At 62.7% G+C, this 20,259-nt stretch carries 20 protein-coding genes and 2 pseudogenes; 11 read left to right on the top strand and 11 right to left on the bottom strand.

Annotated features, from left to right (window positions below):
• Nucleotides 1-10 precede the first annotated feature (10 nt).
• Entirely contained in the window at nucleotides 11-1,909 is a 1,899-nt protein-coding gene (locus SynWH8101_RS00385) for a DNA polymerase III subunit gamma/tau (protein WP_130128102.1), read from the top strand.
• A gap of 3 nt (nucleotides 1,910-1,912) precedes the next feature.
• Here SynWH8101_RS00385 and SynWH8101_RS14325 read toward each other — a convergent pair.
• The 3 genes and pseudogenes from SynWH8101_RS14325 to SynWH8101_RS00370 all read right to left on the bottom strand — a co-directional run.
• Nucleotides 1,913-2,086, bottom strand: a pseudogene (locus SynWH8101_RS14325) (glycosyltransferase family 2 protein); the annotation flags it as partial.
• Nucleotides 2,087-2,106: 20 nt separating this feature from the next.
• Nucleotides 2,107-3,045, bottom strand: a complete 939-nt coding sequence (locus SynWH8101_RS00375; protein WP_130128101.1) for an IS481 family transposase — start codon at nucleotides 3,043-3,045, stop codon at nucleotides 2,107-2,109.
• A gap of 99 nt (nucleotides 3,046-3,144) precedes the next feature.
• Nucleotides 3,145-3,690, bottom strand: a pseudogene (locus SynWH8101_RS00370) (glycosyltransferase family 2 protein); the annotation flags it as partial.
• Nucleotides 3,691-3,742: 52 nt separating this feature from the next.
• On the opposite strand from SynWH8101_RS00370, the gene SynWH8101_RS14320 reads away from it, so the two are divergent.
• Nucleotides 3,743-6,589 (top strand): hypothetical protein, encoded by a 2,847-nt coding sequence (locus SynWH8101_RS14320; RefSeq protein ID WP_254427992.1) that lies wholly within the window; start codon nucleotides 3,743-3,745, stop codon nucleotides 6,587-6,589.
• Nucleotides 6,590-6,686: 97 nt separating this feature from the next.
• On the opposite strand, the gene SynWH8101_RS00360 is transcribed toward SynWH8101_RS14320, so the two are convergent.
• From SynWH8101_RS00360 to SynWH8101_RS00345, 4 genes are read right to left on the bottom strand one after another with little or no spacing between them, the layout of a single operon-like run.
• Complete coding sequence (locus SynWH8101_RS00360; RefSeq protein WP_130128100.1) at nucleotides 6,687-7,178, bottom strand: hypothetical protein; 492 nt, start codon at nucleotides 7,176-7,178, stop codon at nucleotides 6,687-6,689.
• On the bottom strand, nucleotides 7,175-7,561 hold the full coding sequence (locus tag SynWH8101_RS00355; protein ID WP_130128099.1) for a nucleotidyltransferase family protein: 387 nt from the start codon (nucleotides 7,559-7,561) through the stop codon (nucleotides 7,175-7,177). The genes SynWH8101_RS00360 and SynWH8101_RS00355 overlap by 4 nt, the downstream gene beginning before the upstream one ends.
• Nucleotides 7,558-8,886 (bottom strand): glycosyltransferase family 2 protein, encoded by a 1,329-nt coding sequence (locus tag SynWH8101_RS00350; RefSeq protein ID WP_130128098.1) that lies wholly within the window; start codon nucleotides 8,884-8,886, stop codon nucleotides 7,558-7,560. Before SynWH8101_RS00350 ends, SynWH8101_RS00355 begins: the two co-directional genes overlap by 4 nt.
• A 24-nt stretch (nucleotides 8,887-8,910) precedes the next feature.
• Entirely contained in the window at nucleotides 8,911-10,500 is a 1,590-nt protein-coding gene (locus SynWH8101_RS00345; RefSeq protein WP_370587003.1) for a SpoIID/LytB domain-containing protein, read from the bottom strand.
• A gap of 57 nt (nucleotides 10,501-10,557) precedes the next feature.
• On the opposite strand from SynWH8101_RS00345, the gene rpmI reads away from it, so the two are divergent.
• The 3 genes from rpmI to SynWH8101_RS00330 all read left to right on the top strand — a co-directional run bounded on the left by rpmI (nucleotide 10,558) and on the right by SynWH8101_RS00330 (nucleotide 11,781).
• Entirely contained in the window at nucleotides 10,558-10,755 is a 198-nt protein-coding gene (rpmI, locus tag SynWH8101_RS00340; RefSeq protein ID WP_038000973.1) for a 50S ribosomal protein L35, read from the top strand.
• Nucleotides 10,756-10,828: 73 nt separating this feature from the next.
• Entirely contained in the window at nucleotides 10,829-11,176 is a 348-nt protein-coding gene (gene rplT / locus SynWH8101_RS00335; protein WP_130128097.1) for a 50S ribosomal protein L20, read from the top strand.
• A 29-nt stretch (nucleotides 11,177-11,205) separates the two neighbouring features.
• Complete coding sequence (locus SynWH8101_RS00330) at nucleotides 11,206-11,781, top strand: tetratricopeptide repeat protein (RefSeq protein WP_130128096.1); 576 nt, start codon at nucleotides 11,206-11,208, stop codon at nucleotides 11,779-11,781.
• Here the strand turns inward: SynWH8101_RS00330 and SynWH8101_RS00325 are convergent.
• Nucleotides 11,749-12,270: a hypothetical protein gene (locus SynWH8101_RS00325; protein ID WP_130128095.1), complete on the bottom strand. Its 522-nt coding sequence runs from the start codon at nucleotides 12,268-12,270 to the stop codon at nucleotides 11,749-11,751. The two genes, SynWH8101_RS00330 and SynWH8101_RS00325, sit on opposite strands and share 33 nt — an antisense overlap.
• Before the next feature lie 93 nt (nucleotides 12,271-12,363).
• On the opposite strand from SynWH8101_RS00325, the gene SynWH8101_RS00320 reads away from it, so the two are divergent.
• The 4 genes from SynWH8101_RS00320 (at nucleotide 12,364) to SynWH8101_RS00305 (ending at nucleotide 15,879) form a co-directional block, all read left to right on the top strand.
• Nucleotides 12,364-13,191, top strand: coding sequence for a thiazole synthase (locus SynWH8101_RS00320; protein ID WP_130128094.1), 828 nt, complete (start codon nucleotides 12,364-12,366; stop codon nucleotides 13,189-13,191).
• A gap of 89 nt (nucleotides 13,192-13,280) precedes the next feature.
• Entirely contained in the window at nucleotides 13,281-13,448 is a 168-nt protein-coding gene (gene psb34, locus SynWH8101_RS00315; RefSeq protein WP_130130269.1) for a photosystem II assembly protein Psb34, read from the top strand.
• A gap of 58 nt (nucleotides 13,449-13,506) precedes the next feature.
• On the top strand, nucleotides 13,507-14,703 hold the full coding sequence (locus SynWH8101_RS00310) for an NAD-dependent epimerase/dehydratase family protein (RefSeq protein ID WP_130128093.1): 1,197 nt from the start codon (nucleotides 13,507-13,509) through the stop codon (nucleotides 14,701-14,703).
• 30 nt (nucleotides 14,704-14,733) lie between these two features.
• Entirely contained in the window at nucleotides 14,734-15,879 is a 1,146-nt protein-coding gene (locus SynWH8101_RS00305) for a glycosyltransferase family 1 protein (protein WP_130128092.1), read from the top strand.
• 3 nt (nucleotides 15,880-15,882) lie between these two features.
• Here the strand turns inward: SynWH8101_RS00305 and mrdA are convergent, their stop codons facing one another.
• Genes mrdA through SynWH8101_RS00290 form a run of 3 tightly spaced genes read right to left on the bottom strand, consistent with a single transcriptional unit; the run spans nucleotide 15,883 to nucleotide 18,710 of the window.
• Nucleotides 15,883-17,682 (bottom strand): penicillin-binding protein 2, encoded by a 1,800-nt coding sequence (mrdA, locus tag SynWH8101_RS00300; protein ID WP_130128091.1) that lies wholly within the window; start codon nucleotides 17,680-17,682, stop codon nucleotides 15,883-15,885.
• Nucleotides 17,683-17,702: 20 nt separating this feature from the next.
• A complete protein-coding gene (locus tag SynWH8101_RS00295; protein ID WP_130128090.1) occupies nucleotides 17,703-18,086 on the bottom strand; it encodes a hypothetical protein in 384 nt (127 codons plus the stop codon).
• 12 nt (nucleotides 18,087-18,098) lie between these two features.
• Nucleotides 18,099-18,710, bottom strand: coding sequence for a hypothetical protein (locus SynWH8101_RS00290; RefSeq protein WP_130128089.1), 612 nt, complete (start codon nucleotides 18,708-18,710; stop codon nucleotides 18,099-18,101).
• A 377-nt stretch (nucleotides 18,711-19,087) separates the two neighbouring features.
• Here SynWH8101_RS00290 and SynWH8101_RS00285 point away from each other — a divergent pair, with 377 nt between their 5' ends.
• Nucleotides 19,088-19,717 carry an ISAs1 family transposase gene (locus SynWH8101_RS00285; protein ID WP_130128088.1) on the top strand — a complete coding sequence of 210 codons (630 nt, stop codon included), beginning with the start codon at nucleotides 19,088-19,090 and terminating at the stop codon, nucleotides 19,715-19,717.
• On the top strand, nucleotides 19,714-20,253 hold the full coding sequence (locus tag SynWH8101_RS00280; RefSeq protein ID WP_254427991.1) for an ISAs1 family transposase: 540 nt from the start codon (nucleotides 19,714-19,716) through the stop codon (nucleotides 20,251-20,253). Before SynWH8101_RS00285 ends, SynWH8101_RS00280 begins: the two co-directional genes overlap by 4 nt.
• Nucleotides 20,254-20,259: the final 6 nt, after the last annotated feature.

Below are 20,259 nucleotides of genomic sequence, written 5' to 3'. Positions count from 1 at the left end.
CTGGCAGCGCATGAGTCAGGCTTATCAGCCGCTGCATCACAAATACCGACCGCAGCGCTTTGATCAGCTGGTGGGGCAGGACGCGATCGCCGCCACCCTCAGCCACGCCCTGCGCAGCGATCGGATCGCTCCGGCCTATCTGTTCAGTGGCCCGCGCGGCACCGGCAAGACCTCCAGCGCCCGCATCCTGGCCCGCTCGCTCAACTGCCTCAGCAGCGACACCCCCACGCCTGAGCCCTGCGGCACCTGCGAGCTGTGCACCACGATCAGCGCCGGCACCGCCCTCGATGTGATCGAAATCGATGCTGCCTCGAATACGGGCGTCGACAACATCCGCGATCTGATCGAGCGCTCGCGCTTCGCACCGGTGCAGGCGCGCTGGAAGGTGTATGTGGTGGATGAATGCCACATGCTCTCCACCGCTGCCTTCAACGCCCTGCTGAAAACGCTGGAGGAACCACCACCGCGGGTGGTGTTTGTGCTGGCCACCACCGACCCGCAGCGGGTGCTGCCCACCATCCTGAGCCGCTGCCAACGCTTCGACTTTCGCCGCATTCCGCTCGAAGCGCTGGAAGCCCACCTGCGCTGGATCGCCGAGCAGGAAGCGATCGGAATTGAACCTGAGGCCCTGCATGTGGTGGCGCAACGGGCCCAGGGGGGGCTGCGCGACGCCGAAAGCCTGCTCGATCAGCTGAGCCTGCTACCGGCACCGATCAAGGCCGAGGCGGTGTGGGAGCTGCTGGGGGCCGTGCCGGAACAGGAGCTGATCGGCCTGGCAGAAGCCCTGGCGAACGGCGAACCCCTGCCCCTGCTGGAGGGGAGCCGTCGCCTGCTCGACCGGGGCCGCGATCCGGGCGCGGTGCTGCAGGGGCTGGCGGCGATTCTTCGCGATCTGGTGCTGATGGCGGCTGCACCCGAGCGTCCGGAGCTCACCAGCGTGTCACCGCAGGTGCGCGATCAGCTGCCGCCCCTTGCGCAACGGATTGGCCGCCAACGGCTGCTCCAGTGGCAAGCGCGTCTGCGCGGCAGCGAGCAACAACTGCGCCAGAGCGTGCAACCGCGGCTGTGGCTGGAGGTGCTGCTGCTGGGATTGCTGGCGGAGGCTGAGTCCCAGGCCCAGCCATCACAAGGGGTGCACTCAGCCCCTGCGGTCACCCCAGCTGTGGCTCCTCCTGCAGCCCCAGCGAAGGCGGCGGTGAGCCTGCCCCCAACCCAGACACAGGCCCCAACGCCAATCGCCACAGTCGCTGAACCCGTTCCGGAGACAGCAAGAGAGCCAGCTTCTCCGGCCGATACCACCAACCTGACGGAGCTGTGGCAGCAGATCCTCGGCAGCCTGGAGCTGCCCTCCACCCGCATGCTGCTCTCCCAGCAAGCCCAGCTGGTACGCCTTGATGCCCACCGCGCCGTGGTCCAGGTGGCCGGCAACTGGATGGGAATGGTGCAGAGCCGCGCCAGCCTGTTGGAGCAGGCGATCAGCCGCGCCCTGGGCGGCAACCGTCAGCTGGTGCTGGAAAACCAAAGCGGGACCTTGACCCCAGCGGCACCGGTCAGTCCGTCAGTTACCCCACTGAGCGAGCGCATGAAGATCACAGCGCCTGCCGCGGCTGCCAACAGCGAAATCAAACCCACAGCCGCACCGGAACCCCACACCAGTCAGCCGACTTCGACTGCCGAACCCGTCACAGGCCCATCCACTGCATTGACATCTGCCCCCCTAGCGACTGCGACCACCCCCGATGCGAAACCCATCGGCGCTGGCGAACCCCAGCTCCCGGTGGCCCAAGTGCCCGTCAAAAAGCCACTGGAGCCCCGACCCCTGAGCTCACCGATGGACGACAAAGTGAAGCGCTTCGCCGATTTCTTTAATGGCGATGTAGTTGACGTGGATCTCGACGACCAGAGCTGAGGTTCAGGCCTCGACCGTCGCCTCGCCCCGGTGGCTGGTCTTCGCCCAAACCAGCCGCTTCGGGAACAGGGTCATCCGAGCACTCACCCAAGGAATCACCACAAGCCAATGGCCTAAATAGGCAATCGCCAGCAGCACTGACAGGGGCTCGGGCCTCGGCAGCTCCGGGCCTTCGCTAGGTGTATTTTCTCACCAGGTCATTCAGTAGCCCGCAACAGACCGAGCTGCTGAATCGGGGTGCGGCCAGCCAGGGCCATATGACACCTGCGGCCGTTATAGATCGCCAGATAGCGAGGCAACCACCGGCTCCGCTCGGTTGAGGTCTGGAAGGCCATCGAATACGCCCACTCCGCCAGCAAGGTTTTGATGAACCGCTCGGCTTTGCCGTTGGTTCGTGGGGTGTACGGCCTGGTGCGTTTTGGTGTGAGACCAAGCGCTGAGCAGGCTTCTCGCCAGGGTTTCGAGCGGTAGGCGCTGCCGTTATCGGAGAGCACCCTCTTGCAGCTGATCCCCTGACCATCGAACCAGGCCACGGCCCGCAACAGAAACCCCACCGTGGTTCCTTGCTTCTCGTCCGGCAGCACCTCGACGTAAGCCAGTCGTGTGGCGTCGTCAATGGCCACATGAGCTTTCTCGCAACCCGCACCACGGGTAGAGCCCAGGCGTCGCTCACCCGTGATCCGGTGACCAACCCGCTCAAAGCGCGCCAGTTGCTTGGTGTCGACGTGGATCATGTCGCCGGGCTGTGCCCACTGGTAGCGGCGCACTGGCTCAGCGGGCTGCAGGTTCTTGAGTCGGCCGAGACCCAGGGCCTTGAGCACCCGACCAACGGTGGAGAGTGGCGCCGCCAACACCCTGGCGACGCGACGCAAGGTGCAGCGCTCATGGCGGAGGTCAACGGCGCGTTGCAGTTGTTGTGGATCGAGCGTCCGCCGCTGAGTGCGGCGAACACTGCGTCGATCCACCAGAGCCGTGGCACCGCCTGAGCGGTAGCGCGCCAGCCACTTGTAGGCGCTGCGGACGCTGATCCCCGCCTGATCAGCCAGGGAGGCGAGGCTTTCACTGTGCTCAATGTGTCGACGCAGCAACCGTTCACGGCCGAGGGGTGTCAGCCGAGCATTCGGGTGGGTATGCATGCGGTGTGAGGTCAGTGGGTCGGTGGTGACACCCGGACCATGACGACCTCACACCCACTTGTCAGCTGAACAACCTGGTGGGACTACACAGCTAGGCCGACGGCACCCACGCCAGTAGGCCAGACCCGACACACTGAACGCAACCATCGACAGGGGCCAGTAATCGAAGAAACGCTGAAGACCTCCTTCAGCCCAGCATTGCCGCTGCTTCCAGAGCGCCGGCACCGACTCAACAGCCTCCTCCTGAACAGGTGGATCCCAGAGCAGGCCGATCCGAGATCCCTCGGTCAGGAGGCGAAAGCTGAGGTCGAGATCGTCGGTGACCGTCTCTTCGTTGAAACCTCCGCAGACCTCAAGGCTGCGACGGCTAAGCAGCTGGCCGTTCCCGCGCAGCTCCATCACGCCACCACCCACCGCATAAGGCAACAAGCGCTCGAGCACGTCCTCCTGGAGCTGAGCATCGGCATCCAGTACCAGCAACCAGTCGCCCCGAAGCTGGGCCAGTGCCGTGTTCAGTGCGCCGGACTTGCCGCCACCGGCATTGCGCGGCCGATGGATCACGTTCAACCCGGGATGCTGCTTCGCCAGCTGATCCAACAGCTGGGGGGAGCGGTCCAGGCTGCCGTCGTGGATCACCCAAGACGACCTGAAATATTTTTTAATGTGTTATATACTTCCATCACGGTATTTTTCGGTTATGGCCTGGAATTACGAGCTGTTCGAGGGAGGTCCTACTTTCGAGATGTCAGATGGATGGTTTGTAGATCCATTTCGAGAAGAATGGCCAAACTTTTTATATTTTATGCCCAATGGGAGTCCCAATGTGACTGAGGGAGGTAGTGGATTTACAGTTGCATCAAATCTTCCACAGCTTCTTGACGAAAATGGTCAGTGTTTTGATTCACTACTTAGATATACGCCTACTGGCGATCAAGTTTACGTCACAATTGATAGTGATAAAATAACAATGGAAGGGCTCCCTAAGCATCTTTTTACGGGGACAGAATCATACCTACAGACGCTGTACTCCGTCGAAGGGTTTTACTGGGAAGGTTCAATACACAACGACTTTATAAGTATTGATATTGCTTCGATTGATCCAGTTGCAACTAACTTCTTCTATGTTGGCGGCTACGGAAGCGATGTCATGGAAATCAGTGGTTATTTCGAATCTTTTGATGGGGGATTTGACGATTATGAAAATGTAAACACGGCACACATTTTTGTGGGTGATGGCGATGACCCGCAAAGGGGTGATTATATGGATGTTGCTTCACATTCTGAGTCAGTTGATATTTTAAGAATTAATGATTTGTCGACAAATGGTTATTCAATTGTCTACCAAGACCTTAGCTATAACTTCTTTATGAATGCACAGCCGACTGATACTAGTACATTATTTAAAATTCGGAAGGGAGAAGCTGAATACTTAGCTGTTGATGTTGAAATTGTACAATTTAATGATGTTTCTTTCGATCGAAGCTCTTTCTTGTTGGTGGATTCTGATGATGGAGAAGAGGTTGAGGGAGGCGACGATGATGAATATTTAGGGGGATATATTGGTGATGACGATTTGATAGGTGGTGGTGGAGATGACTTCCTGAATGGATTGGATGGGGATGATTATCTATACAGTGGCGATGGAAACGATATTGTGAATGCTGGGGATGGAGATGATGTCATCGTTGGGGGCGATGGCAGGGGAGACGATCGCTACATTGGAGGCGAAGGACTTGATTCAATTGTCTACTCCTCATCAATTAATGCGCCTATTGACGTCAGTCTTCGCCTGGGGACTGCAGAAGGACAGGAAATCGGAAATGACACTCTACAAGACATTGAAAATGTCACACTGGGTCAATCGGATGACTTCATCGAGGGAGATGCTCAAGACAATCGAGTTGATGGCCAAGGAGGTTTTGATACAGCCTTGTTCCAAGGGCAATATTCTGAATACTCTGTAGAAAAAACTTCAAATGGTGGAGTGGTTGTTTCCGATTCGATTGCCAATCGTGACGGAATAGACACTCTTTTGGATGTTGAGAGGCTTCGTTTTTCCGATCGTGATATTAATACGGTCGACATCACTGTGGAAACAAAACCCTCTCAACTCTCGGTTTCAACAAGTGGCAGCACTCAAACTCCCGTCGCCCAAATTGTTGCCACAAAAGACGTAGCGAACGCCAATAATCTAGGCACCCTCCACGATCTTGAAATCGTCCTCAGCGACAAGGCCATTGATTTCAAAGTTGAAATTGACAACGAGTCATCAACAGCCATCGCCAACATTTCCCTCGTCGTTCTTCAAGACGACCTCACACTCACCACTGGTGATGGCAAGCGTGATCCCTCCATCTCTCCGATTTACTACGCGATTGATGCCCAAGGTGCGCTCTCGCCCCTCTCCTACGATCCCCTCCTCAATGCAGGTGCGCGTTTCTACGACACCGATGGTGATGGCATCGCCGATTTCCTCTCGCTCAAGATGACCGATGGTGGCTTCGGGGACAAGGATGGCGTCAAAAATGGCGTCATCGACGATCCCTCCGCAATGGGCACCGTCGCCCTCGATCCGGTGATCACCGCACTTGAGAACGGCTTTCTGCAGGTGGCTGATGCCGCCAATGCCGCGCCCGCTGCCATCGCTCTGCAGGCCTCTCTCACGAGCCGCGCCAATGCCGTCACGGAGATCGGTTACGTGATCCTCAACGAGGGCGAGGATGCCTCCACCGTCAGCGACCTCACCGCCTTCCAGGAGCGCGCCAGCCTCCTGTTCTCCGCCCTGGAAAATAAAGACGTGACCCTCACCGAGGCGATGACGTTCAACAGCCAGTTCCTGCTGCGCAACGGCCAGAGCATCCGTTTCTTCTCAGTCACCGACGGCACCCTGGCGGATCTCGCCAGCCTCGAGGATTCACGCTTCTCCTTCATTGATGGCAGCGTCGATGCCACAACGGGAGCGGCCTCCTTCTCCAGCGCCAGCGGCATTGGCTTTGACCTGGCCCTGCTCAACAGTGATCAAAACCTCAGCGCTCTGATCGCTCAGGAGCAACATGTGGCACCCCTGCTCGATTTCACCGCCTTCACCAACGACGAAACCATCACCGGCACCATCGTTCAGGCTCGGGAAGCCGACTACGACGCCATCACGGGTTTCTACCGCGTGCTCGACACCAGCGGCAGTGTGCGTGCCGCCGATGGCTCCCTGCTCACCCCCGATGATGACGGCTACGCCGCCGCCGCTCTGCTGGAGGCCAATCGCATCAGCGCTTTTGACAATCTCTCCATCGCCGATGGTGAATCCTCTTCCACCGAGTTCAGCCTTCAGGACGCCTCCTACATCGCACCATTTGCCCAGGTGAACGGCAACACCTTCTTTGCCTACGCCGATGCCAACCCCGATGGCCTCTCCCACTTCCGCTCCCTCGGCAGCAACCTCTTTGGCTTGGAAGACAAGCTCGGTGGCGGTGATCTCGATTACGACGACCACATCGTCGGCTTCTCGATCGGTGGCCTCACCCCGGCAACTCCCGCCGTCGGTTGAATTCCTAGCTTCCTGACCCTCCATCCATCAGCACACCCTCCCGGTCATTGACCAGGAGGGTTTTTGATTGCTTCTGTTCAAAAGTCATTAGCGCCAATCAACGCGCAACATCATGAAGCCAAGCTTCGAATGTTTGCAGCTCTTGCATCAGATCGGGCCAAAGCCGGATCGCTTTCTGAAGCAGACGTAGCACTTGACCCCTCTCAAGCTCATAGGAGTAAAGATGACGCACCACGTGCCGAAAACGCATCAATTCAGCGAGATCCCTCAGCGTGGATGCCGTCAACAACGAAGGGCGACTCTCGGTAGCAACAGCCATACGCTCCAACAAGCGCCGATGCCAGTCGGCCCCGTCGGGAGGTCCACCATTCAAAACTCGCACAATTTGCACAAAGCAGCGTTCAATCCCGGTATAGAAACTCTGCAAACGCAGAGCCGCTGAATCACAGCGCTCCTGTGCAGCCGATGCCAATTCCCAGTCAGCAAGAAGATCCGCCAAGCTCTCCACGAGCGAAGCCAACTTCAAACGCTCGACCTTGAGGTCCACTCTGAGATCGTGCAGCTCACGATCAGACGGAAGTGCGGTCATGGAAGCAACAATCGGGCACGCTCGCGAATCCGCTTCTGCCAATGTTCTGGCAACGCTTCCAGTCGCACCAGATCCACAGGGATGAGCAATTCAGGATCCGCCACATCCCGTTGAAGTTGATCCACCTGATGCATTGCTGCAAACAAAGCATCAGCGGGCAAACCCTCAACGCAGAGATCAAGATCTGATCTGAGGCCAAATCCAGGCTCCAGCACCGAGCCGAACAACCAGACAGCCTGGATCTGGGGCCAATGCTGCTTCAGAAGCGCTGCCGCTGCTTCGGCTTTGCGCTTCGCCTGTTCACGCCGCACTGCAATGCGTTCCGCTTCTTGGCGTCGCCGCTGCTGCCAGTGGCGTCGATGGGCCTCGGAGACCAGGCTCACGCGTCCGCCGTTGCCTCACCGCGGTGGCTGGTTTTCGCCCACACCAATCGCTTGGGGAACACCGCCATGCGCACGCTCACCCAGGGGATCACCACAAACCAGTGGCCGAGGTAGGCAATGGCCGTCAGCAGCGACAGCAGATCGGGTTGGGGCAGCTCCGGACCCTCGCTCGGTCGCCGGCAACCGCGCCAGTAGGCCAGGCCCGACACGCTGAAGGCCACGATCGAGAGCGGCCAATACACCGGCACCGTGCGGGTGGCGGCACTGGTGACGGCATCGGCAAACGACACCACCGGCAGGGCGTACTGCAGCAGGAAGAAACAGGCGAGATCCCGCCGCTGGCTCGGGCTCAACCGATTGGAGAGCAGCTGGGGCCAGTAATCAAAGAAACGCTGCAGGCCACCCTCCGCCCAGCGCTGTCGCTGCTTCCAGAGAGCCGGAACCGTTTCCACCGCCTCCTCCTGCACCGGCGGATCCCAGAGCAAACCGATTCGAGATCCCTCCGTCAGCAGGCGGAAACTCAGATCGAGGTCATCGGTGACCGTGTGCTCGTTGAAACCGCCGCAAGCCTCAAGATTGAGGCGCCGCAACAACTGACCGTTGCCGCGCAGCTCCATCACACCACCACCGAGCAGACGCCCCTGCTGGATCAGGGCATCCAGGGCCATCTCCATCGCCTGCACCCGGGTGAGCAGGCTCTGGCCCGCATTCACCACCGCCTTGCGCAGCTGCACCGCCGCCCATCCCCCCCGCACCGCATAGGGGAGCACTCGCTCGAGCACATCCTCCTGGAGCTGGGCATCGGCATCGAGCACCAGCAACCAGTCGCCGCGCAGCTGCTGAAGCACCGCATTCAACGCCCCCGATTTGCCACCACCAGCGCCCCGTGGTCGGTGCAGCACCCGCAGCTGGGGATGCTCCGCCTTGAGGGCATCGAGGATCGCCCCGGTGCGGTCCTGGCTGCCGTCATCCACCACCCAGAACGTCAGCTTCTCGGCCGGATAACGCAGAGCCGCAAGCCGCTCCACCAGTCGGGCCACCACCGCTTCCTCATCGCGGGCGCCCACCACCACATCCACGCTGGGCCAGGCGTCCAAAGCCTGGGTCGCCCCGGCAGACGCCGCATCGGCGCCGCCAGCAGGCCCACGGGCGCGCAGCACCGTGCGCAGGCCATAGCCGCCCAGCACCAGGGCGAGCGTGAGCGCTGGCAGAAGGCTGCGGATCGGATCCAGCCAGTGGGGAGCGGCCCCCGCACAGCCGCACGCCGCTAGAAACAGGGCTGTTTTGCCGCGTCGGTGATCGCCAGTCACTGCGGCCACGGCCATCCATCACCCCGGAATGCCCGGACTCTAAGGGGCCTGCCTGAGGGCGGACACAGGAACCAGGGTTGTGCCGGGATAGTAATGACGAAGAATTTGTTCGACAGACTGGCCGCGCCGGGCCAGATCGATTGCTCCCGCCTGGGACAAACCCGCCCCGTGGCCGAAGCCGCCGCCCTGGAAGCGCCAGAGCCCGGCGCCGGCAGGCTTCACCACAAACAGGGTGCTGGGCAGGCGCCGCAGCGTGCGCCGGATCCCATCCAAGCGCAAGACCTGGGGAGACCCCGGGCCATCACCCTTGATCTGCAGCGCCAGCACCCGGCCACTCGGGCCCCGCTCCAGCACCGACACCGCCTTCACCACGCCCAATCGAGGCGTCTGCGTGGCTAGGGCTGCCTGCAACTGGCTGGCGCTGTAGGTGCGCGACCAGCGGAAGCGGGGATGGCCGGCGCCGTAAGCCCCCTGGCGCTTGTTCAGTAAAGCCTCCACGGCCGCATCGTTCTGCAGCGGCAGCACCACCGCACCGCGCCAGCTCTGATCGCCATCGGCCTGGGCACGCAGATAGGGCGCCGGTTCCATCGCCCAGGCTTCCGTCGCCCCGGCCATCACACCACCGTTGGAGGCGTGATACACCGCACTGATCGGCGATCCCTGCCACTGCAGCACCTGGCCGGCGGTGGCCTGAATCGCCTGCCTTACGGCCGGTCCGGCTTGCCGCGGATCGCTGTACACCTGGCACTGGGTGTCGCTGCAGAGGTGGTAGCCATCCACCGCGAAGCGGTGGCTGTTCGCCAAGGCCCAGGTACGGGCGAGCACCGCCTGGGCCTGCAGGGCCGCAGCCGGTGAGCCGGCACCGATCTCATGGGGCACCACACCCTCGAGGTAGCGCTCCAACGGCACCTGCTCCAGCAGGGTCCAGCTGCCATAGGCATCGGCCTGGAGCCGGAACGGCCCACGCATCACCCCACCCTTCCAGCGCAAGCCATCCGGCGCCTCGATCAGCAGCGGGCCCTTCAGAGTGCGGCCACCCTTGGGCCCCTCCAGCACCGGCTGCACCGTGGCCTGCACCGTGGCGGTCCAGAGCCGGGTGGGCACGTTCGGCAGCGGCGCCGCCGATTCAGGCGCCCAGACCTGCCAATCCTTGGGATGGGCCACCAGAGCCTCCACACCCTGCGCGCGCCAGCGTTGCGCCACTCGATCGGCGGATTCAAAGCTGGCGAACGGCCCGGCCACCTGCCGCGCCAGCTCCACCGGCTTGGCCAGCGGCACCGCCCGCCAGCTGAAACGAAGACTGGCTCCCGTCGCCAAGGGCTTGGAGCCACCGCCGGGCGCCAGCAACCGCAGCGGAGCCGCCCCGGCACTGCGCAGGGTCAGCAGAGCAGCCGAATGATCACCGCCTGCGGCTTGGCCGAGATGGTCCGCCAGCGCCACCCAAAGAGCCTGGGCCGTCGCCGCCGGTGGCTTGGGCACCTGCCGGTGGGTGGGCCGCTGCAGGCTGATCTCCTCAGCTGCGGGCGGCACGGCGAGATCCTGGGCCCGACAACCACCGGTGAAGGCCGTGACCGCCACCAGGGCGGGCGCAATCCATCCCTTCATCACAACGGAGGAGAATCGGGTCATCCAAGGGTGGCAGTCGAAGGCGTATTGTTGTCGTTTGTGCCACGCGCAGCCAGAGACATGCCCAAGCTCAAGACCCGCAAAGCTGCCGCCAAGCGGTTCAAGGCGACGGCCACTGGCAAGTTCCTGCGTCGTCGCGCCTTCCGCAATCACCTGCTCGATCACAAGAGCCCGAAGCTGAAGCGTCACCTCGCCACCAAAGCAGTGGTGGACCGCACCGATGAAGAGCGTGTGGCCCTGATGATGCCCTACGCCTGAGTCCCAGGCCTGTTCGATCGAGCAGACACGGAACCGCGTTCAGATCGTCCTTTAACTAGTTCTCCCCACATCCATGGCTCGCGTCAAAAGAGGCAACGTCGCCCGCAAGCGCCGCAACAAGATTCTTCGCCTTGCCCGCGGTTTCCGCGGCAGCAACGGCACCCTCTTCCGCACCGCGAATCAGCGGGTGATGAAGGCCCTCTGCAACGCCTACCGCGACCGTCGTCGTCGCAAGCGCGATTTCCGTCGTCTCTGGATCGCCCGGATCAATGCTGCCGCTCGCCTCAATGGCATGAGCTACAGCCGCCTGATCGGTGGCCTCAAGAAGGCCGATGTGCGCATCAACCGCAAAATGCTCGCCCAGCTCGCCGTGGTCGATCCGGGCACCTTCACCACCGTGGTCTCCACCGCCAAGGCCTGAGGTCACACTGAGTCGAGGAGTCAGCGTTCATGGACATCCTCGTTCCCCAGACTTACCTGCTCGGTCTGATCGGCCTGTTGTCGATCGTGGCCGTGCTGGTAGGTCGGCAGTTATTGCGTGTGCGGCGTGACGAACTCTCACTCATTCGCCTTGAACAGGAGGGTGCAGCAGCCTCCCGCGACGCTGGACAGCTCTATGAACTGGCGTCGGTGCAACTGCGCAAACGCCTCTATCCCCAGGCCACAACCACCCTGCGTCAGGCGCTGAAACGTCTGTCCGGTGAGCCCGATGAAGCGCGGGCCCTCGTGGAAAATGCGCTTGGTTTCGCTCTCGCCGCCCAGAAAGATTTCGAGGGGGCGGTGAAGCACTACAGAGCGGCACTGCAGGCGAAGCCCGACTACCCCGTGGCCCTCAACAACCTGGCGTTCGCCAGGGAGCGACTTCTCGACCTGGATGGGGCGGCCGAGCTCTATCGCCAATCGCTCAAGCTGGAGCCCACGAACGCCACGGCCTCCCGTCGCCTGAAGCGTGTCGAGCAGCAGCTGCGCCGCAGTGCTGCTCGGAGCAACGCCTCACCAGAGGCCGCGGATCGGAAGGGCTTCTGAGCTCCCACACTCAGCGGCAAGGTTGAGGCGACCACCGGGATAGGTCATCCGCGGCGCGACCCAGCCAGCCAGGGTGGCACCCTGCAGGCCAAGGAAGGAACCACCGGGCTCGAGGCCCGCGGTGAGCGGATCCGCCAGGGGCAGCAGATCGAGTTGATCTGACTTGGCATTCAGGTTGCCCTGCACCGGCGTGCTGGTCTCGCCGATGCGCATGTCGCCGCGCAGCACCACCATCTGACCCATGGGCTGCACGCTGGCAAGCGTCACCTGCACGGGCTGCACCGCGCCGCCGGTGAAGGAGCGGTAAGAGCCGCACCATTGACGCGACATCGAAGAGGCCAGCGATGCGGCCCGTGCCACCGGATCAAAGGTGTCCACCGTTCCCTCCAGCACCATCGGCGTCGCCAGCTGGGAGGAATCCAACGGCAGAGGAGCCTCGAACACCACCGGAGACTGAACCGGCAGATCCACGGCGACTGGAACGGGCATGGATGGAAATGGATGATGGGCGCACGGTAGTGCCATCCCGAACGACGGGAGCGCCCCCTGATCCGGTTCTCACACCAATCCGCCGCACGCGCCATGGATCTCACCTCCAGCCCCGCAAGCCCGTCCGCCGCAGACGATCCGTTGCACATCGGCGGCCGTTGCTTCAGCAGTCGGCTCTTCACCGGCACAGGCAAATACCCCGACCTCAGCACGATGCAGGCCAGCCTCCAGCGTTCGCGCTGCGAGATGGTGACCGTGGCCGTGCGCCGCGTGCAGGCTGTGGCCGCCGGCCATGCCGGCTTGATGGAGGCGATCGACTGGACAAGGATCTTGATGTTGCCCAACACCGCCGGGTGCGCCACCGCTGAGGAGGCGGTTCGGGTTGCCCGCCTCGGCCGGGAGCTGGCCAAGCTGGCCGGACAGGAGGACAACACCTTCGTGAAGCTGGAGGTGATCCCCGACAGCCGCCATCTGCTCCCCGATCCCTTCGGCACCCTTGAAGCGGCGGAACAGCTGGTGAACGAGGGCTTCACCGTGCTGCCCTACATCAACGCTGATCCGCTGCTCGCCAAACGCCTGGAGGAGGTGGGCTGCGCCACGGTGATGCCCCTGGGCTCTCCGATCGGATCCGGTCAGGGGCTGCGCAATGCCGCCAATATCGCCCTGATCATCGAGAACGCCGGCGTGCCCGTGGTGGTGGATGCGGGCATCGGGGTGCCGAGTGAGGCTGCCCAGGCGCTGGAGATGGGTGCGGACGCTGTGCTGGTGAACAGCGCCATCGCCCTGGCGGGCGATCCAGCCACCATGGCAGAAGCGATGGCTGACGCCGTGCGGGCCGGACGCCTCGCCCATCGCGCCGGTCGCCTGCCCCTCCGTCAAGAGGCCTCCGCCAGCTCCCCCACCAGCGGCCGGGTGACGTAACGAAGGATCACCGGCCGTGAAGCTGCATGGCAGAAGCAGGCCACAGCTGAACGGACTCCATAAGGTCTGCGCAGATGCAGCTCAGGGCCATGCAGGTCACCCAGGAAGACGGCGGCCGTCTCAACGCCTTCGCCAAAGAGCCCCGGATGGAGGTGATGGACGCTTCCGCTAGCCGCAGCAACGGCTCCCGGCTGCTGATTCTCGGCGGGGCCGTGCTGGTGCTGAGCCTGATGGCCATCTCCGCAGCAATCAGCTGAAAAGCCTGTAGTAGCTTGCCTCAGATCAGCGGCTTGCACGCTTCGGCAGGAGTTTGGGGTGAAAGTTCTCGTTCTCGGCGGTGACGGCTTCTGCGGCTGGCCGTGTGCTGTGAACCTGGCGGATCAGGGCCATGAGGTGCTGATCGTCGACAATCTCAGCCGTCGCAAGATCGACATCGATCTGGAAGTGGAATCGCTCACCCCGATCACCAGCATCGGCGTGCGGCTGCAGGCCTGGGAGGAGATCGGTGGCAAGCCGATGCGCTTCGTGCACATGGACATTGCCCATGAGTACCAGCGCCTGCTCGATCTGCTGCTGGAGGAGCGCCCGGATTCGGTGGTGCACTTCGCCGAACAGCGCGCTGCGCCCTATTCGATGAAGAGCAGCGCCACCAAGCGCTACACCGTGGACAACAACGTCAACGGCACCCACAACCTGCTGGCCGCCATCGTCGAAAGCGGCCTCGACATCCACGTGGTGCACCTGGGCACCATGGGCGTGTATGGCTACGGCTCCCACCGCGGCGCCACGATCCCTGAGGGCTACCTGAAGGTGGAGGTGCCCCAGCCGGATGGCTCCCGCTTCGAGGAGGAAATTCTCCACCCGGCCAGCCCGGGCAGCGTCTATCACATGACCAAGACGCTGGATCAGCTGCTCTTCCTCTACTACAACAAAAACGATTTGGTACGCATCACCGATCTGCATCAAGGCATCGTCTGGGGCACCAACACCGAAGCCACCGACCGCGACCCGCGCCTCACCAACCGCTTCGACTACGACGGTGACTACGGCACGGTGCTGAACCGCTTCCTGATGCAGGCGGCGATCGGGTACCCGCTCACCGTGCACGGCACCGGCGGCCAGACCCGCGCCTTCATCCACATCCGCGACTCGGTGCGCTGCGTGCAGCTGGCCCTGGAGAACCCCCCACAGAAGGGTGAGCGGGTGAAAATCTTCAACCAGATGACCGAGAGCCATCAGGTGGGCGAACTGGCCAAAAAGGTGGCTGCCCTCACCGGCGCCGCCATCAACAACCTGCCCAACCCGCGCAACGAAGCGGTCGAGAACGATCTGATCGTGGACAACCGCTGCTTCATCGAACTGGGGCTCAACCCGACCACCCTCGATGACGGCCTGCTCAAGGAAGTGGTGGAGATCGCGACGCGCTACGCCGACCGCTGCGATCGGAAGCGGATCCCCTGCGTGTCAGCCTGGACCAACCAACAAGCTGAAGCGATCCGGGCCAAGGCCTGATTCCGCGTTCCCTGCCTGCTCTCCCACTCCGTGAAGATCGCCTTTTTCACTGAAACCTTTCTGCCGAAGGTGGATGGGATCGTCACCCGTCTCACCAAGACGGTGAAGCACCTGGTGGAGGCCGGCGATGAAGTGCTCGTGTTCTGTCCGGAAGGCGCTCCGAGCGAGTACATGGGCGCAGGGGTGATCGGTGTGCCAGCCATGCCGCTGCCGCTCTACCCGGAGCTCAAGCTCGCCCTGCCGCGGCCCGCTGTGTCGGAAGCGATTGACGCCTTCCAGCCGGATCTGGTGCACGTGGTGAATCCGGCCGTTCTTGGCCTCGGAGGAATCTGGCTGGCCAAAAACAAGTCGATCCCCCTGATCGCCAGCTATCACACCCATCTGCCGAAATACCTGGAGCATTACGGCATGGGGATGCTCGAGCCCCTGCTCTGGGAGTTGCTGAAGGCGGCCCACAACCAGGCCGAACTCAATCTCTGCACCTCCACCGCCATGGTGAAGGAACTGAGCGAAAAGGGCATCCAGCACACCGCCCTCTGGCAGCGAGGCGTCGACACCGAGCTGTTCCGGCCCGAGCTGCGCAGCGACGCCATGCGTCAGCGGCTGCTGGGTGCACACGACGACCGCGGCGCACTCCTGCTCTATGTGGGCCGCTTGTCAGCCGAAAAACAAATCGAGCGGATCCGTCCGGTGCTGGAAGCCCTCCCCGATGCCCGTCTCGCCCTGGTGGGGGACGGACCGCACCGCCAGCAACTCGAGCGCCATTTCGAGGGCACCGCCACCACCTTCGTGGGCTACCTCGCTGGCGAAGAGCTGGCCAGTGCCTACGCCAGTGGCGATGCCTTCCTCTTCCCCTCCAGCACCGAAACCCTCGGCCTGGTGCTGCTGGAGGCGATGGCTGCGGGGTGTCCCGTGGTGGGCGCCAACCGCGGTGGCATCCCTGACATCATCAGCGATGGCCTCAACGGCTGCCTTTACGAGCCGGATGGGGCCGATGGAGGCGCCGCCAGTCTGATCCAGGCCACGCAACGACTGCTGGGCAACGATCTCGAACGGCAGGCCCTGCGCCGGGCGGCCCGTACGGAAGCGGAGCGCTGGGGCTGGGCCGGAGCCACGGAACAGCTGCGCACCTACTACCGCAAGGTGCTGAAGCCGGAGCTGGCCCAGGTCGCCTGATCCTTACTTCGCCCGCTTGCGGTTCCACACCTCCATCACCTTCTTGGCCATCGGCAGGGCATGCACCGAGCCACCTCCGGGGGTGTTCTGGGCGAACGCCACGATCACGATCTCGCCTTCGGGGTAAGGGGCATAGGTGGCGAACCAGGCATGGTCAGGTCCACCGGTGCTGTCCTCTGCCGTGCCGGTTTTTCCTCCCGCCGAGGGGATACCGGGTCCATTGAGGCCGTAGCCGGTGCCATCGGAAACCACCTTGCGCAAGCCCTCCCTGATCTTGGCCAGCGTGGAGGGTTTCATGTCCACTTTGGTGCGCCGGGAGGGAGCGGTCCAGTCGAGTCCCTGATCGGCGAGATGGGGCGTCACCAACCAACCGCCGTTAGCGAAAACGGAATAGGCGCGCGCCAGCTGCAGCGGCGTGATCTGCACCACCGACTGACCGATGGACGCGCTCGCCATGTCTTCCGGAATCCAGGGGGTGGTGCCCGGCTGGGCCCAGCCCCGACCGGCGGCAGCCCAATCTTCATCGCCCACCAACCCCACACTCTCCTCCCAGCCGATCTCAATGCCGCTCTTGCCACCGAAACCGAGCTGCGTGGCTGCTTTCTTCAAGGCGCGGGAGCCCACCCCCACACCCACCTGATAGAAAAACGTGTTGCTGGAAAAGCGCAGAGCATCGGCATAACCGATCCGGCCGAAACCGGCACCGTTGTGATCCGGGAAGCAGTGGCCGCCGTAAGTGATGCATGCCATAGTGTTGAGCTTGGTGTCGGGCGGAAACTTGCCCGATTCCATCCCGGCCATCGCTGTCACCGGTTTCCAGGTGCTGCCGGGGTCGTAGGGGTTCATCGCCCGGCTGAGCAGAGGCTTGGCGGGGTTGGAGAACAGGGCGTCGTATTCCTTCTGGGTGGTGACCAGCTTGGAGAAGAAATTGGGATCGAAATTGGGTTTGCTCGCCAGAGCCAGCACCGCTCCGGTGCGGGGATCCATGGCCACGATCGCGCCACCGGGTTTATCCGCCAGCGCCTGTTCCGCTACCTCCTGCAGATCGAGGTCGAGGGTGAGGGTGAGGTCTTTGCCCGCCACCGACGGCCGATCGCCAAGGTTGCGCTGCACCTCGCCCATGGCATTCACCTCGAGCATCTGCCCGCCCCACTTGCCGCGCAGCCAGGACTCGTAGGCCGCCTCCACGCCGGTGCGGCCGATCCGATCCCGGATCTTGTATCCCTTCTCAGCCAGCTGCTTGTATTCCTCCTCCGTGATCGGCTGGGTGTAACCGAGGGCGTGAGACGCGAGCGATCCGTGGGGGTAAAAGCGGAGGATGTCTACATCCACTTGGGCACCCTTGAGCCCGAGGGCCTGTTCCCTGAAACGGAGCACCTGTTCGGGTTTCAGGTCGGTGGCCAGGGTGATCCGATAACCATCGCGATCAACGCCGCGACCGCGACGGGCATCAAGATCCTGCGCCGAAAGGTTGAGCAGACGGGCGAGGCGATCGCGCAGATCCGGCCAGCTGGCCTCATCCACCAGGCGCGGCTCAAGATAAAGCGAATAGGTGAGCTTGCTCGACGCCAGCACCTTGCCGTGGCGATCGAGCAGACGGCCACGAATCGGTGAGCGTGGCACCAAGCGGATGCGATTCTCGTCGGCCAGCTCCTTGTAATGGGCACCCTCCAGCACCTGCAACCAGGTGAGGCGGGTCAGCATCGCCCCGCAGAACAACAACACCACTCCCAGCAACACCAGTGGTTGCTGATGCATGCCGCTGTGGCGATGCCCGTCCCGACTGCTGATGGCGCGTGTCATGGCGGGGTCAGACCATGCCCTCAGGATGCAAGCTGCTGCCGCAGCTGCACAAGACGTTGCTCGATCCGGGTCAGGGCTTCCTGCAGGGCCAGCCGTTCGTCTTCCACCGTCACGGGCAACTCCTCCTTCACCTTCTCGTCGACCGTCTCCTCCACCTCCACAGCTACTTCCATCACCGGATTACCCAGACCAGGGCTCACCTGATCGAGGCGTTCGCGCAGCTCACGCGCCGCCGGCTCTCCCTCCGAGCGCAGATCACTGAACGGCTCGGGCGAGGTCGTGAAGCTCTCCACCACCCGGCCGGGACCACCACGCCGCGCCCGGTCCAGCAACGCCAGCCCCACCGGCAACACGTCCTGCATCAGGGCCAGCCGCATGGCGTCGAAGGGTCGGGAGTCGGCCATGGCCCGGGGCGATCAGCGCTCTCCAGTCTGCTCTGCGGGCAGCATCAATGTGGGGCAACTCGACTGTGAAGCCCCAAGGGTCCACCCCCCCACCGCCGCCAACACGATCAAAGCCAGCAGGGGAGCGATCGCCTGATGGGTGGTGTCGAGCGCCAGCCACTCCCGCCACCCCCGCAGGAAACGGTCGCGGGCGAAACGGCGCCGCTCCCGCACCTCCTGCTTGAAGCGCCGGCGATACGACTTCTCCACCCAGCGCTCAAACGAGCGCTTCTTGGTGACCGCCATCTTGCGCTCCACCTCCAGCAGCTGGCCGGAGGTGAGCTCGGGATGAAAGGTACTGATCAGCTCCAGGCTCTTGAGAAACATCTCCACGGCACCGTCCTTGATGCGGACGGCGTCCTCGTCGAGCAGATCCCAGGCCAGTTCGGGATAAAAGCGACCGCGGTTGCTACGGATCTGCTCTTCACCCAGCTGACCGGGCTCCCGCAACCAGCGATCGGTGTTGCTGTCGAAACGGCGCCAGTAGAGAAACGGATTGATGTAGATCGTCTTACCGGCCAGCTGAATGCTGTCCTGCTGCAGACGCCGCTGCAGCTGCTGGTCCTGCTGTTGGGCAGCGGTCACAACACAATCAGGCCGGGGGCTCAGGGTATCGATGATGGGCCTGGATCACCAGCCCCTGATCGGCCCTATTCCCACTCGATAGTCCAGTTCAGCACCCGTCCTGCTGGGGACTCGTGGATTCAACCCCAGTTTAGGTGGGGAAACGGGGGTGAAACCCAGAAGCACCTCTCACAGAGGGTTCTAGAGGGGTCTGACGACGCATCTATAGAGAAGTCGTGAAGCAGAAGGAACGTCTTCAGACGCAGAGAAATCGTGTCCCCGTCGGGTGAAACGCAGGTGAAACCCGTGCATTAGGCAGGGCCGCCTAAAAGTCTGTCCCTGTAGTCCTTGGCGGGCCTGTCACCATTGGGTTTCGTCAGCGGGTCTCACCGCTCCCGATGCCCGAAACCGCCTCCGTTGCAGCTGATCTGAGCGCACCGGATGATCTGATCAACTTTCTCAAGGCCATTCCCGACGGCCGCTACCGGCGTGGCGTGCGTTACCCGCAGTGGTTCCTGCTGTTGGTGGCGGTGCTTGGGATCCTGAGCGGCTGCAGGAGCTCTCGCGATCTGGAGGCTTTTGCCAAGCGGCACCGGGAGGCGCTGAACCAGGCCCTGGACCTGAACTTCAAGCGCTGGCCGTCAGATGCCACCTTCCTTTACCTGTTCAATAAGGCGCATCTTCAGCAGTTTGGCGAGGTGCTGCAGGCCTGGATGATCAGCCAGATCCCAGGTGGCGCCGAGGGTCTGGACCAACTGGTCTGCGACGGGAAAACCCTGCGGGGCTCCGCCATCGAGACAGATGACGGCAACCACCGGTTCGTTGCCCAGGTCACCGTCTACGCCCGAGCCCTTGGGGTGGCGTTGGCCCAGACGACCTATGACACCCACGAGTCCAGTGAGAAGGCAGCGCTCAAGGAGCTGCTCAGCACGCTTGATCTCAATGGCGTCCTGATCCAGGCCGACGCACTGCACACGACACAGGCGTTTTTCGCTGGTGCCTGGAGCAGGGGGCCGACCTCCTGTTGACCGTCAAATCCAACCAAAAGATCCTGTACCGGCAGATCGGCTGCCAGTTCGAGGGAAAGCGCAAGATCCCTTTTGCAGCAACGGATGTCGAGAAGCGGCACGGACGCCAGACACGCTGGGAACTCAAGGCCAAAGAGGCGCCAGAGCACATCAAGGCGAACTGGCCAGGCAGCGCCTGGATCGTGGAGGTGATCACCAGCAGCACGACCCTCAAAGGCAAGCGGGACATCGCCTGCCACAGATTCATCACCAGCCTGCGCACCACACCAGATGCTCTGCTGCGACTGGTCCGTCAGCGATGGAGCATTGAGAACGAGTGGCACTGGGTGCGCGATACGCAGCTCGGTGAGGACGCACACCGCTACACCAATCGGACCGGTGTCGGCGTGTTCTCCTTCCTGCGAACCGTGGTGATGAACCTGCTGCGCCGTGGTGGCTATCGCTCAATCCGCCAGGGCTTCCGGGAGCTGGCCTACGACATCAAAGGGATGCTGGCGTTGGGTGGGGTTCGGCTCGCGCAGGCGAATTCCGAATGACTTTCA

The organism is Synechococcus sp. WH 8101 (genome assembly GCF_004209775.1).
Classification (GTDB): Bacteria; Cyanobacteriota; Cyanobacteriia; order PCC-6307; family Cyanobiaceae; genus Synechococcus_C.
The sequence above is the reverse complement of the archived record's forward strand: the minus strand, read 5'-3'. Positions and strand labels throughout refer to the sequence as shown.

Bases quoted from the DNA above. Each gene is read 5' to 3' on its own strand.
- SynWH8101_RS00360 (WP_130128100.1), bottom strand. From the start codon at position 7,178: ATGACCGCACTTCCGTCTGATCGTGAGCTGCACGATCTCAGAGTGGAC.
- psb34 (WP_130130269.1), top strand. From the start codon at position 13,281: ATGCAGGTCACCCAGGAAGACGGCGGCCGTCTCAACGCCTTCGCCAAA.
- SynWH8101_RS00345 (WP_370587003.1), bottom strand. From the start codon at position 10,500: ATGACCCGATTCTCCTCCGTTGTGATGAAGGGATGGATTGCGCCCGCC.
- SynWH8101_RS14320 (WP_254427992.1), top strand. From the start codon at position 3,743: ATGGCCTGGAATTACGAGCTGTTCGAGGGAGGTCCTACTTTCGAGATG.
- SynWH8101_RS00375 (WP_130128101.1), bottom strand. From the start codon at position 3,045: ATGCATACCCACCCGAATGCTCGGCTGACACCCCTCGGCCGTGAACGG.
- SynWH8101_RS00320 (WP_130128094.1), top strand. From the start codon at position 12,364: ATGGATCTCACCTCCAGCCCCGCAAGCCCGTCCGCCGCAGACGATCCG.
- SynWH8101_RS00385 (WP_130128102.1), top strand. From the start codon at position 11: ATGAGTCAGGCTTATCAGCCGCTGCATCACAAATACCGACCGCAGCGC.
- SynWH8101_RS00285 (WP_130128088.1), top strand. From the start codon at position 19,088: ATGCCCGAAACCGCCTCCGTTGCAGCTGATCTGAGCGCACCGGATGAT.
- SynWH8101_RS00350 (WP_130128098.1), bottom strand. From the start codon at position 8,886: ATGGCCGTGGCCGCAGTGACTGGCGATCACCGACGCGGCAAAACAGCC.
- SynWH8101_RS00325 (WP_130128095.1), bottom strand. From the start codon at position 12,270: ATGCCCGTTCCAGTCGCCGTGGATCTGCCGGTTCAGTCTCCGGTGGTG.
- rplT (WP_130128097.1), top strand. From the start codon at position 10,829: ATGGCTCGCGTCAAAAGAGGCAACGTCGCCCGCAAGCGCCGCAACAAG.
- SynWH8101_RS00295 (WP_130128090.1), bottom strand. From the start codon at position 18,086: ATGGCCGACTCCCGACCCTTCGACGCCATGCGGCTGGCCCTGATGCAG.
- mrdA (WP_130128091.1), bottom strand. From the start codon at position 17,682: ATGACACGCGCCATCAGCAGTCGGGACGGGCATCGCCACAGCGGCATG.
- SynWH8101_RS00330 (WP_130128096.1), top strand. From the start codon at position 11,206: ATGGACATCCTCGTTCCCCAGACTTACCTGCTCGGTCTGATCGGCCTG.
- rpmI (WP_038000973.1), top strand. From the start codon at position 10,558: ATGCCCAAGCTCAAGACCCGCAAAGCTGCCGCCAAGCGGTTCAAGGCG.